This is a genomic window from Thalassobacillus pellis (genome assembly GCF_016908295.1).
GTDB lineage: Bacteria > Bacillota > Bacilli > Bacillales > Halobacillaceae > Thalassobacillus > Thalassobacillus pellis.
In genome coordinates, this window is record NZ_JAFBDO010000004.1 from 90,757 (window position 1) to 103,712 (window position 12,956).

The 12,956-nt window shown below is 36.6% G+C and carries 14 protein-coding genes; 3 read left to right on the forward strand and 11 right to left on the reverse strand.

Features of this window, described 5'->3' with window-relative positions; translation table 11 throughout:
* Nucleotides 1-70 precede the first annotated feature (70 nt).
* From JOC33_RS14070 to ltrA, 11 genes are all read right to left on the reverse strand, one after another.
* Complete coding sequence (locus JOC33_RS14070) at nucleotides 71-349, reverse strand: hypothetical protein (RefSeq protein WP_205093189.1); 279 nt, start codon at nucleotides 347-349, stop codon at nucleotides 71-73.
* Nucleotides 350-836: 487 nt separating this feature from the next.
* The gene (locus tag JOC33_RS20395) at nucleotides 837-1,010 is read right to left on the reverse strand and encodes a methyltransferase domain-containing protein (protein WP_239534218.1); all 174 of its coding nucleotides are present in this window, start codon (nucleotides 1,008-1,010) and stop codon (nucleotides 837-839) included.
* A gap of 17 nt (nucleotides 1,011-1,027) precedes the next feature.
* On the reverse strand, nucleotides 1,028-1,696 hold the full coding sequence (locus JOC33_RS14080; protein WP_205093190.1) for an HAD family hydrolase: 669 nt from the start codon (nucleotides 1,694-1,696) through the stop codon (nucleotides 1,028-1,030).
* 217 nt (nucleotides 1,697-1,913) lie between these two features.
* Nucleotides 1,914-2,102, reverse strand: a complete 189-nt coding sequence (locus JOC33_RS14085) for a hypothetical protein (protein ID WP_205093191.1) — start codon at nucleotides 2,100-2,102, stop codon at nucleotides 1,914-1,916.
* 206 nt (nucleotides 2,103-2,308) lie between these two features.
* On the reverse strand, nucleotides 2,309-3,133 hold the full coding sequence (locus tag JOC33_RS14090; protein WP_205093192.1) for a DUF4037 domain-containing protein: 825 nt from the start codon (nucleotides 3,131-3,133) through the stop codon (nucleotides 2,309-2,311).
* 517 nt (nucleotides 3,134-3,650) lie between these two features.
* Nucleotides 3,651-4,121, reverse strand: coding sequence for a DinB family protein (locus JOC33_RS14095; RefSeq protein ID WP_205093193.1), 471 nt, complete (start codon nucleotides 4,119-4,121; stop codon nucleotides 3,651-3,653).
* A 112-nt stretch (nucleotides 4,122-4,233) separates the two neighbouring features.
* On the reverse strand, nucleotides 4,234-4,509 hold the full coding sequence (locus JOC33_RS14100) for a hypothetical protein (protein ID WP_205093194.1): 276 nt from the start codon (nucleotides 4,507-4,509) through the stop codon (nucleotides 4,234-4,236).
* 155 nt (nucleotides 4,510-4,664) lie between these two features.
* Nucleotides 4,665-4,949 carry a hypothetical protein gene (locus JOC33_RS14105; protein WP_205093195.1) on the reverse strand — a complete coding sequence of 95 codons (285 nt, stop codon included), beginning with the start codon at nucleotides 4,947-4,949 and terminating at the stop codon, nucleotides 4,665-4,667.
* Between the two features lie 133 nt (nucleotides 4,950-5,082).
* Nucleotides 5,083-5,586 (reverse strand): DUF4871 domain-containing protein, encoded by a 504-nt coding sequence (locus JOC33_RS14110; RefSeq protein ID WP_205093196.1) that lies wholly within the window; start codon nucleotides 5,584-5,586, stop codon nucleotides 5,083-5,085.
* Nucleotides 5,587-5,957: 371 nt separating this feature from the next.
* Nucleotides 5,958-6,494, reverse strand: a complete 537-nt coding sequence (locus JOC33_RS14115) for an AAA family ATPase (RefSeq protein WP_205093197.1) — start codon at nucleotides 6,492-6,494, stop codon at nucleotides 5,958-5,960.
* 222 nt (nucleotides 6,495-6,716) lie between these two features.
* Nucleotides 6,717-8,531 carry a group II intron reverse transcriptase/maturase gene (ltrA, locus tag JOC33_RS14120; RefSeq protein ID WP_205093198.1) on the reverse strand — a complete coding sequence of 605 codons (1,815 nt, stop codon included), beginning with the start codon at nucleotides 8,529-8,531 and terminating at the stop codon, nucleotides 6,717-6,719.
* A 1,130-nt stretch (nucleotides 8,532-9,661) separates the two neighbouring features.
* Here ltrA and bla point away from each other — a divergent pair.
* The 3 genes from bla to blaI all read left to right on the forward strand — a co-directional run bounded on the left by bla (nucleotide 9,662) and on the right by blaI (nucleotide 12,780).
* A complete protein-coding gene (gene bla / locus JOC33_RS14125) occupies nucleotides 9,662-10,546 on the forward strand; it encodes a class A beta-lactamase (RefSeq protein WP_205093354.1) in 885 nt (294 codons plus the stop codon).
* Nucleotides 10,547-10,608: 62 nt separating this feature from the next.
* Entirely contained in the window at nucleotides 10,609-12,375 is a 1,767-nt protein-coding gene (locus tag JOC33_RS14130; protein WP_205093199.1) for a BlaR1 family beta-lactam sensor/signal transducer, read from the forward strand.
* A 21-nt stretch (nucleotides 12,376-12,396) separates the two neighbouring features.
* Entirely contained in the window at nucleotides 12,397-12,780 is a 384-nt protein-coding gene (gene blaI / locus JOC33_RS14135) for a penicillinase repressor BlaI (RefSeq protein WP_205093200.1), read from the forward strand.
* Nucleotides 12,781-12,956 lie beyond the last annotated feature (176 nt).

Genomic DNA, 12,956 nt, shown 5'->3' on the forward strand with positions numbered 1-12,956 from the left:
CGAATCCTTGTTATCGAGACATCTTTCATTAGATCTTTAACTTACGCCCAGTCAGCTGAAGATGATCCCTTTATGCTTGTTGAAAACCATACATCGCAATAAAGACTAAAAATGTAGATAGAAGCACCCCTAAGACATTCATCAAAACAAGGCTAATTTTGATCTTGCCTTTAATCCCAGTTAAAGCAAATATTAAGCCCAAAACTCCTAATATCAAAGGTAAAAAGATGCTTATATTAATTACAGCAACATATAGTGCATTACCCCATTCAGTCAAACCAGCTAGTAGTGGAAAAACAGCCAAAGTGAAAAAAGATACTGATAATATTGAACAATACTTTTTTGTCATAATTAGTCTCCCTCTGTACTTTTTATTTAATCAAACTGCCCTGTTAGTGAAAAACCGATCGTCCATATTGAACAATCGTCACTCTTATATTTAAAGCTCGAAATCGAGATATCTTTATATTATTTAACCGCTTTCCAAATTGTCCATCTATCTTTCTCAATTACGCTCTTATTAATCATAAGTGACTTATCTACATAATTAATAAATGTCCTCAATTCATTATCATCTAGTACATGTAAAATACTTCTTCCGGTTCGCTTACTTAAACCTTCAAGTAATTGATCTTTGGTGTGATACACTTTTCTTGTTTCCCACAACTTAACTTCCTCAATTTTTTAAATCCAACTTTCTTCAAAGTCTTCAATACGAAATGACTGGAATACCGGCGACTCACCTCTTTATCGATTAATCTTGGAAACAATTCAAAAAGATATCCTCTTATATGATTATCGTTGCCTTTTATTAAACAATCATCAGGGGTACGGTCCTAAACAATATAATACCCACCATCCTTGAGTATTCGATAGGCTTCTTTAAAGCAATTTTGTAATTCATCCAGATGATGTATTAATGCTCTTTCAAGTACTAATTCAAAATTGCTGCTATTTAACCCTGTATCATAAGCACTCCCATACTTGAACGATATGTTTTTATAATCCATACAGTTTTCCTTTGAGTTCAATAAGCTATTTGTTTTAGTTTTGATAATATTGTTTGTAGCTCTGTCAAATCGTCAATGACAATATTAGCTTGAGAAAGTTCATCTTCTCGCGCAAAGTCAAAGTTACAGCCAATTGAAACTAACCCATTATCTTTGGCTGCATTTATATCTGAAAGTCGGTCCCCAACTACTGCTCCATTAGTGATGCTGTATTTTTTTATAATACCTTGGACTAAATCCGATTTATTAAACGATTCAATTTGTTGGATACTGAATGTTTCCGTAACCCATTCATCCAAATGATAATAACTGACAATTGCTTCTAAATATCCCGTTAAACCATTGCTTGCTATGTATATGGAACAATCATTCTCTTTTAAATAACTAAAGACTTCCTTTACGTTAGGATATAAAGCACCTTTACCCCTGCTTATATTTTCAATTAGTCTTTCTAGAAAATAAGCATCTGTTTGTTCTCTTTCCTCAACGGAATGATCAGGTAACAGAGTCTCCCATACTTTTGGTAAAGGAACCCCCATAATTTCACGGTATTTATCAATAGGCGTTTCCTGATCCCACTTATTTAATGACCGTAAACGGCTAAAAGCATCATCCAGTGATATTTCCAGGATCTTATCTGTTTGAAAAAGTGTTCCATCCATATCAAAGATTAGTGATTGTGCCATTATTTTTCTCTCCCTTTTAAAACATCCTTATACGCTTACCGTTTTTATCCTAGGAATATCGTTTCTCAATAACAATCTCTTTTTTGATTATCCTGCCACGTTAGTGATAAAGCGATCGTCTATATTGAACAATCGCCCCCTATAATGGAAGTCTTAATTTCAAGATGTATTGAAGCAAAACTAAATTTAACTCACGTGTTACATAAACAAGCTACCTCTACTTTTTCTTTCGCACCAGTACCCAACCTAAGTAAGAGAAATAACCGATAGTTAGTGGCAAAGTAGGTAGCAAACTAAATTCTGTTGGTAAGTAGGCAAACAAACCATAAGTTAGTATGAATGCAGGAACCATAATCCATAACCACACTCTTACTTTTTGACTTTTTAGACTTAATTCATATTCCATTCTATCCCCCCCGATATTCAACTGCTCTGTTCCGTTTGTTAAAAAAGCGATCGTCTATATTGAACAATCGCCCCCCTTATGCGGAAGACTCGAACTCAAGGTTTACAATACTTAATGATTATGTGTTGCTTATATATAAATGATAATATTCAAATAGGCAAATTGGATAAAAAGTGTTTTCATAAAAGCAATTATCTTCAGGCTTATTATTTAACATATTCTATGCTTTCCATTTGTTCGCTTATGTCCAAATCAGGATGGTGTTCCTTAACCAATCTTATAATCTCTTCGATTAATCCCTCTAACTCTTTTACACCTCTTTTTGGTTTCCCTATCAATATTTTGCTCATTCTATTACAAAAATCTTCTGGTTTAATCTGCATATGTTCAATATTATGCTCCATCCATTTAAATACAGGGTGGTGGATGTACATACGGTTAAGGCCAAACAAAACTCCAAACAATTTCTTTTGTACCCCACACATGACATCATAGAGCATCAACCAGTCCTGACGTTTTAACAGTGCTTGGCGGTTATTCCATCGATTACCTAACCAAAGATTTTCAAAAATCATATTATGAGTAAGTGCTAAAGGATATGTGGCAACCCTATTTTTTAACTTAGTGACTTTTTCTTTTCCGAATAGGCACACACCATCATGAATGGAAGCTAAAATACATTGTTTGTCATAATCTGTTTCGTATTTATCCACGACCTCGTAAATAAAGCGCTCTACTGTTCCAACCAAAAAACTGCTAATCTCAAATTTAATGCCAACCTTATTTAAGTACGCCTCAGACCACTCTTCTTCTTCATAAGGATGATAAGATAGAATGGTGCCACCGATTTGCTCAATAGGATACTGTCGCTCCGCATCTGTTGGAGGACTTGACCATAAAATATGTAATTCAATATCTGAATGTTCATCTTGTAGATTTTTAGATACTGAACCAGCAAGAATAATGGCTTCTATCTTTTGGTTTTCCTTATACAAGGCTGCCATATTTATTGATTGTTGCAATAAGTCCATTTTAGTCCTCCACAATTTTATGTTTGATAAATTTATAATAAAACATTTAGCTTTTTACAGCCTTTTCTTTAAGGATGGCGATGTTTAATACAGCAATCGCCACCGTTTTGTGAAGCCTTGAATTCGAGATACTCTCGAGTTGATCTTCCACTAAAGCTCCCCAATTCATGAAGACATGATTTCAAGGTTATTAGGCACCTTCTACTTTCATTCTCCATTTTGAAGCATCTTATTTATTTTGTTTTCTATTTTCTCCGTTCTTTTTTTTACGTTTACCAATAATGAAATGACAGTCAAGAACAAAAGAGGAATAACTACTAATAAAAATAGCGATACCAACTGCCCTGCAACAATACTCTATTGATAGTAACCCTCCTTCAGCGTAATTAACTATAATTGTCTCACAAAATAAAACAAGGGCACTATTACAGATTTTCCCCCTAAAATCGATTTCGAGATAATTTAAGATATGCACATAAAAACAAAACGTAAGCTTTAACCTATTACACCACTACGGTTATCTCCAGCTCTTTTGCATCTTTCTAATGTAAATAATTTGGCCAATATGATAAGCATTATGGGTAGTTACACTCGCCAATACTTCCCACCATTTTGTATCAGAGAACCCTTTAACATCACTTTTTAATTGGTTTTCATTTAAGAGTTCTTGCCAGTATAAAAGTGTTTCTAAAAGTTTATTTTGTAGTTCATCGAATTGTTTGTTTTCTTCTATGTAAAAAGTTTCGTCATTATTTTCTACTGATGGATAAGCATAAACACTAGATTCTGAATATCTTTTTTGCCAAGTTTTATTCCAATGAATCAAGTGATGGACAATTTCGCCAATGCTATTACTATTTTCATCCGCTTTCCAAAAAGCCTCTTCTTCTGTCAAGTCTTTTACTGCTTCTGAAAATGGTACGTACCAACTCTTCTCATTTGCATTAGCTGACAATTGGTCGGCCAAAACGTCTTGTAAATAGTTCATATATTTACACTCCTCCCCAAATAACTGCTATTATATATATTCAACTGCTTATTTAGCAATTGCCTTCAATTCATGAAGACTCGACTTCAAGACATCAACCTTATAAGAGTCCTTACACTCCCATTATTAATGAAAAATAATTTATAAAAGCAAACCAACCAAAGGAAGCTAAACTTAATGTAAGCACGGTGAGTGACAAATAAAGGTGATAACTCGAATTTTGTTTAGAACGTAACAGGGAAATTATTGATCCCAAAATACTTACTACAAATATCACTCCCAAGATAACATTCATAAGATTGGACAGCCTAATTCCGGAACCCGCAAGTACATTAATTAAATAAAAAAGGTTAACAATTACTGATATAGTTAATAAAATTTTTTTCATAATACCTCCTTAAGTAGTTTATGGTAGTGTGTTGTTTGAATGTTACCACATCCTTAATTCCAATTATTTCAAATCAAACCCAGTAACTCAATCCTTTTTTACAAAGAAAAGAGGCTTATCCTTTCTCCAGATCAGCCCCCGTTTAGTTGAAATTCTCAAACTATTTTTGTTTCTTCTTTCATAAGTATACCAACCATTAACATAACGAATCCTATTATGAAGATAACGGGGAAAATATACCACATTATCAATGTAGCCCAACCATTTTTAACAATGAATGCATAGTTTGACCCAATCGCAAAAGCTAACGCTGGTGAAATTGGCACCATAAGAGCAATGCCCCACACCTTATATTTTCTTTTTTTCGGAGTACCTTTACTTAACTGATAAGCTGCAAGCGCACCTATAAATGCAATTACATACCCAACGATAATTGCCATTTTTAAAGCCCCCTTTTAAATCATAAATTCACATCTGAAAAAACCTGCTTTGTCATATATAAAAGACAAATTTCCGCCAATAGGGTTTTTGAGCAATCGCCACATATAACGGGGGCGCTTAGTTTCAAATTCGTCATTTTGTTTGTATGACAATGTAGCCGTATAACTCTTCATCCATATATACTTCTAAACGCCAAACACCCTCGTGAGGTAAGGTTACATTAGAAGGTATATGGTGGACAGCACCATAAATACCTGCTAAGTGGCTTAACTGTTGCTCAAATAAAGTTTCCATTTGCATACTCTCTTTATGTCTGCCTATAATCTTTAAGGAACTATCTTTGATATCTTCTTTGTCTCCCCAAAACAACCACATATATTTTAATGGAGTATCAGCTTTCACAGGTTCAAACTCCATTGCAGCCAGTTTACCGTTACTTCCTAATCGAATTTTATATGTTCCTTTATCCTTATCATCTCGCTGAAATAAAGCGCTTTCTTCCCAACTGTCTTCATCCATCGGTGCTTGTTGATCAATTGAAGCTTCACCAGCCGTTTCTTTCGCTTTATCACTAAAAAAACTGATATATACACCAAAAGCCAAAACGATGACGGTGAGAAGAATATATTTTTTCATCAGATTCCCCTTTGTGAAACAGAATAAATATTTCAATACAGTAGGGGCATGAATGATCAAAAGAGTAGATCAACAGTAAAAAAATAACCATTTGTTTCATCAAAAACAGATATATGACCGAAGAGTTGTCTTGGAGTATAATAAATAATCATTCTAAATACCCTACTATGCTCAGGCTATCTTTAGGTGAACAGTTTCAATAAAAAGAGCTTTATATCCTTCTTGGATTAACGTCCCCGTTTACGTAAGACTCGAATTCGAGATATATCTCTTACTGTTCTTTTACTTTAGCCCCAGTTAGTTGAGTAAGTAATTGGTGGATTTTTGATTTATATTAAATCAAGATATGCTCTTTAAACTAATATTACAAATTAATTCACGGTAAATCTGTCTTCGTTCAAAACGATATTTACAAGGTCCTCTAAATAAGAATCATTATTATCAAGTATTAATCTTTCTGGAAACTTATTAGAATTAAAATCTCTAACAATTTGTCTAATTCTTTCTTCTCCTACATGTGCAACACCGCTTCGTTGTCTATCCCTTTTTATTAAGGTTTCTATCTCACTTTTAATAACTATTACTTTAATGTTAATATTTAAATTCTTTATTCTATCTATAACAGTAGATAACTGCTCTGCAGAAAAAACATAATCAGTAACTACATTTAAATCATTTTTTGTAAAATTTTCAATCAAAGCAACTATATTATCCCATAAAATATTCAGAAAAAAATTATCGTGATCATCACAAGGATGCACCCATCCTTTTCTTACCATATTGTATAACTGATCCCCTTCTATATGTACACATAACCCATTTATACTTCCACATACCTTATCAGCCAATGTACTCTTTCCAGACCCAGGGGGACCACTTATTAAAAAGACAGTTCTTTTTGTATTCAAAAAAAATCACTTCCTTTGAATATTTTAGTTAAATCAACTTATCCTTCTTCTACAATCCTGCTCCGTTAACACAATAAGCGATAGCCAATGTGCAGCTATAGTTAGCAATAGGTAAGCTTTTGAGGTTATCTCCGGCTTTTCCCCTGCTCCACACCGAACGTGCTAGTTTCCCAGCATTCGGCGCTCCATCTAAAGGTATGTACTACATTATAAGTTCCTATGTTACTCTTCGAGACTGGATGCGACGATCCTTTCCACCCCACTTACCTTTCGGTATTGATTGATTTTATCTAAGATCAATCGATTCTGTGGTAATTGTTTAAGATAAACCTTTATCTTCTCTATATCTTTTATATGGATAAGTCGATGAATATCCTTATGAAGAATACGGAGATTTTGAAATTGATCGCTTCCTCCAAGATTCTTTGGCACATAGTGGTGACAGTGAACATCTGAAGCGTGAAGATGTTCACCTGTAATTTCGCATTTCCCCATTTTCATACTATACCGACTAATACGATTATCCAGATATTCGACACTTCGATTCGGTAAAGAAGGCTTCATTAAGTGTCCAATTTCTTTCTGTATATCATGGCGGAGACTTTTGTACATCTGTTCTCTTCCTGTCTTTGTATAAAGCGAAAGCTTTGGACTGAAGTTCATCGTATGGAATGTTTTCACATTGCCAATGGGAAACAGATACGTACCATTGATATTGATCGTTTTCGTTCCTAAGCTAAAGGTTTTCCTATAAAAAGGCGGTGGCTTAAAAGGATGTTCTAGCTTTCCAACCGGTCGAAGACGGTTCACTAGAAATGGTTTAAGATCGTAAGCAAGACGTGAGAACACAAGATTTACATGAGTCGCTCGTTTAAAATATTGGTGAAGTCCTAGAACAAAGCTATTGTAACGATGAATATTCTCAGCAGAAGGCGAAGCTTTCATTCTTCGAATGAGCTTTTTCGCTTCCTGTTTGATTTTCTCTCTTTTTGAAGAAATGACCCCAGTATGGGCCACTCGTTTCTTGCCCTTTTTATTCGCACGAATGGTGAACCCTAAGAACTCCGATTCTCGTTTTCTTAAGTTTACAATTTGAGATTTCTCTGGTGAGATGTCCAGCTTCAAACGCTCTTTGAGGTACAGACGTACCGCATGGTACCACCGTTGCGCTGTCTTTCCATCCCGGCATAGAATTTTGAAATCATCAGCATACCTGACCAGATATCCTTGTTTCAAATTCGTTTGTTTTCTCGCTCGCCTTCTGGCATCATCTGAACTGTAGGATTTCGTCAGGGGAAATACTTCCCACTGGTCCGCAACCCATTGGTCTAGGTCATTTAAGACGACATTAGAAAGAAGGGGAGATAAAATTCCACCTTGTGGTGAACCTTTATCGGGCACGCCTTCACCATTAATTTCCGATGTAATCATTTTAGAAATACATGCCAATACCTTTCGGTCTTGGATGCCGATATTCCAGAGTTGCTTCTTTAATAGACGATGATTTACGTTATCAAAGAAACTTTTAATATCTACATCAACCACGTAATGAAGTTGACTATGGTTAATCAAAAACTGTATCCTTGCCATAGCATGATGAGCAGACCGGAGAGGTCTGAATCCGTAGCTATGTTTGAAGAATTGAGATTCTACAATCGGTTCAAGAACTTGTTTGAAGCATTGTTGGATCACTCGATCCAGTATGCATGGAATCCCAAGAGGTCTCCATTTGCCGTTCTCTTTTTCAATCCATTCTCTTCGAACTTTCTTCGGGTGATAGTTTCTAAGTTTGGTTCGGACTTCATTTACCAAATCTTTTTCGGATAGCTCTTTCATGTCATCGATGGTCTTCCCATCGGTTCCCGGCGTTTTTGATCCCTTATTGGTTTTAATCATGCGAAAAGCGAGCAGGATGTTTTCTCTCGATATGATGGTTTCATATAGGTGAGAAAATGTATGTCCCTGACTCGCTTTTTCATGAAGATACGTAAAGGTCTCCGTCATATTATAGTAATCCCAGTTTCGTAGCGTTGACACTGTGGCATCCCTCCTTTGGAGCGATGTTCCCACGTTCCTACCCGATCGGTGCCATTCACGTTAGGAAAATAATCGTTTCATACTCTAGACTTGGGGCTATTCCTCCCCTTCCATTATAGAAGTTTCATCAGTCATTCCCCTACCCTCACAAGGACAAATGCTTTTCAGTATAACTTTATAGCAACCGTTTTGGGTGACAGCCCTTGATTCAACGTTCCTTGCTTTCCAAGTACCATACAACGTAGCTATCCATACTGGACGTAGATGCTTCCTGTAAGCCTGTGAGCTCGATACCGCCATCGTTCGGTATAGCGTCTTTCAGAGGGGGCAGTTTTACTCCACACCACTCACGTCATCGTAAGATGACCTGTAGGTTTCCCTACATTGAAATCTTTAGACCCTTACCTTCGGAAGTTCGTCAGTTCCTATCTCAAAGAACGATTCTCATCCTATCTAGTTTTTCAGCCGTGAGGCATATCCGTTGGCATACCTTAGATATGGCTTTAGCCTTCGTTCTGCCCAATCCACCTGTGCTTCACACCCTAAGACCTGCCCGTCTTAACGCATGCAGGAGTGTTGACGGGATGGTTTCGGGAAACATGGATCCTTCATTCCCATCCTCCGTTGTACAGTTGAAATTTAATCGAATAAACTTCCTGCCTTTCACGCCAGAAAGCGCTTATAGCAGAACTTGTCGCGCGCCCCCGTTTCTTGAAGACTCAATTTCAAGGTAATTACGTTTCTTGAGATTAGATCGAGTTTTTTAAAGAGTTCAACCTTTTTGAGCTATACAAATCAATTCTGAAAAATCATTTGTAACCTTTTTTTAGGAGATTTTTCTAAGTCTTGCTTCATCCTATAAAAGCTCTGATTATTTCACTAAGCCCATCCACCCACATAATATTTTCGAAGAATGCCCTCAGAGATTATTGGATATGTATGTAAAATTTCATCTTGACACTTACAGACTACAAATGTAATATAGTATTACATTTGTAGTCCAATCAGTAAGAGGGTATACAATGCTTAAAAAAAGGGTTGATGATCAAAGCGCAAAACAATCTAATAAAAGAGAAGGTGTTCAAGTGAAAAAAACAAATTCATACAAAGCTGGCATTCGTTTGGTTACAATGTCCTTAACATTCCTTTTACTCACAATACTTACCGCATGCACACTTGCAGGTGATCAAAACAACGCATCCTCCGATAAGCAAAGCGAATCAGAAAAAAAAATCAATAAAAATAAAGAACTTACACAGCTTGAAAGAGAGTTTGATGCTCGATTAGGTGTCTATGCAATTGATACAGGCTCGAATCAAACAGTCGAATATCGACCGGATGAACATTATGCCTATTCATCTACCTTTAAAGTTTTGGCTGCAGCGATCTTGCTGAAGCAAAACGACATAGAACAACTAAAAAAAACCGTTACATACACCAAGGATGATTTGGTTACTTACTCTCCAGTTACCGAGAAACACGTGGGTACCGGAATGACACTTTTGGAAATCAGTGAGGCGGCTATCCGGACAAGCGACAACACCGCTGGAAACCTTCTACTTGAGGCGATCGGAGGGCCAGATCAATTCAAGCAAGCTTTACGCGACATTGGTGATGACGTTACAATGCCCGAACGATACGAAACCGAATTAAATGAATTCACGCCAGGTAATAAACGTGATACTAGCACACCGAGAGCTATGGCCACTAACCTGAAGAAAGTTGCCCTTGGTGACTTTCTTCCAAATGATAAGCGTGAATTGCTTATCGACTGGATGAAAGGAAATCAAACAGGGGATTCATTAATACGCGCCGGAGCCCCTCAAGGATGGAGAGTTGATGATAAAAGCGGGGCTGGCAGCTACGGAACAAGAAATGATGTCGCCGTTGTATGGCCGCCGAACAGAGAACCAATCGTCATAGCAGTTATGTCCCGGTACGATACAAAGAATGCTGAATATGACGATGCGCTGGTTGCAAGGGCTGCCGAGATCACACTGGATGCTTTAAAATAAGAGCTCACTCTGTCCTTCATAATACACCGCCAGATGTAATATAACGATTTAGGAGTGAATAAATGTCCGCTCTCCATCTTGCTGTTAGCTTGTTCATATCTTCTCTCATGGTCATTGTTATCTTGTTGATTCGAAAAATTTTTAAGTATCAATTGTCATCCAAATGGAAGTACAATCTTTGGTTCCTGTTATTAATTGCTTTACTAATTCCTTATCTCCCAACGCAATTATTAAGTTTCGATAGTAAGCTTACGGGAAATGGGATCCAACACAGTAATCAGGCGCAACTCGGCTTCACAAACGAAAATCCTCAATTAAATAATGGAAGTTGGATGAACGATTTTTCAACATCTGTTCATCGATTGGATTTTACAGTTCTGGAACCTGTTTTCACCATAGTATGGATAGCAGGCATGCTCGTTATGATTATTTTGGCCATGCATGCCTGGATAAAATTGTGGCAATTAAAAAAGTCTGCAAGTGCTATAACGAATACCGAAATTCTATCATTATTCGAACAGTGCAAACAAAGGCTAAATATATCGTACCCTGTGGTGTTGACGGAATCACAACGAATCAACTCCCCATTAATGTTCGGGATATTCAAACCCTGCATCATCCTGCCAAGTCATGCTGAAGTTTGGCTGTCCACGGATGAAATAAAATACATTTTGCTGCATGAATTACATCACTACAAAAATAAAGACGTTGCCATAAATTACCTGATTGTCCTGCTCCAGATTTTGTACTGGTTTAATCCATTTATCTGGATAGCGTTCAGGGAAATGCGACTGGACAGAGAAATCGCATGTGACAGTGCTGTCCTCCATACATTAAATCAACATCAGCGTGCAGCATACGGAAACACAATTATTAAGCTTGCGGATAAATTTCGTCATCCAAGACATTTCGCAATGGTTAACCAGATCGCTAGTTCAAAAAAGGAAATAAAAAAAAGAATTGAGCGTATTGCACATTTCGAAACTGAAACAAAGCTGGTAAAAGTGAAAAGTATCCTGATTTTTATCCTTCTTGCCGGATTTGTAGTGAGTCAAGTACCGATTGTTTCTGCTATGCCTTATGATGAACGCATTAATTTTGACAATGAGCAAACAGTATATGAAGATTTAAGCGCTTATTTCAAAGGATATAAAGGCAGCTTTGTATTGTACGATTTACGGGAGAAGCAATACAATATCTATAATAAATACAAAAGCACATTGCGGGTTTCACCAAACTCCACGTACAAAATTTATAGTGCATTATTTGCATTGGAGTCCGAAGTTATCACACGAAATGACAATTTCATGAAGTGGAATGGTCATTCGTATCCTTATCAAAGCTGGAACCAGAATCATAATTTGCATACAGCGATGGAAAACTCTGTAACATGGTATTTTCAGAAGATGGACAAAATGGTACAAAAGAAAAATATTGAAGCGTACATGAGAAGGATACAGTACGGTAATCAAAATCTGTCAGGTGGTATCGAAGAGTACTGGCTGGAATCTTCCTTAAAAATTTCACCGATCGAACAGGTACAGAAACTCAAAAAATTTTATACAAATCAATTTGGATTTACTAAAAAGAATATTAATTTCGTAAAAAATGCCATTAAACTGGAGACAAAAAACAGTTCAACTCTTTATGGCAAAACCGGAACAGGAACGGTTAACTGGAAAAATGTAAATGGCTGGTTTATTGGGTTTGTAGAAACAGATAACAACACCTATTTCTTTGCCACGAATATCGAAAGCGACAATCATGCCAGCGGCAGTATAGCTGCTGACATTACGAAATACATTCTACACAACAAAGGCATCTATTAAAAGGAAAAGGCAGGGATTCACATGACGAAAAAAATACCCGCGATTACAGAGTCAGAATGGGTAGTCTTAAAGGTGCTTTGGGAAAAAGGGCCGCAAACAGCAAATGATATCATTTCTTCATTGCCGGCACAAACTCACTGGAATCCGAAAACCGTACGGACACTTTTAGATCGGCTTACTAAAAAGGAAGTCGTCGGCGTCCATAAAAATCAGAGAGTTTATACATTTTATCCGCTTTACTCCCAGGACGAATGCCAACGTGACAAAACAAAATCCTTTGTAAAACGATTCTATGACGGCACCTTAAAGTCAATGCTCGTTCAATTCATTCAGGAGGAAGACCTGTCTGAAGAGGATGTTAAAGAACTAAGGTCCATCCTGGATAAGAAACAGAATAAAAAATAAATTGGCTTTACTCTTTAAAAGTTGAAAGCATTCTTATTCGTTTTTATTTTAGTAGATAATGCAGAGATAATGGGCGGCAATTCCCCATATTCTACTCATTTCACATGTAATCCCTGCTATGAACTATAATCTATATTTCACCACACAAGATAGTGTTATAAAGAGTCGATTATCTC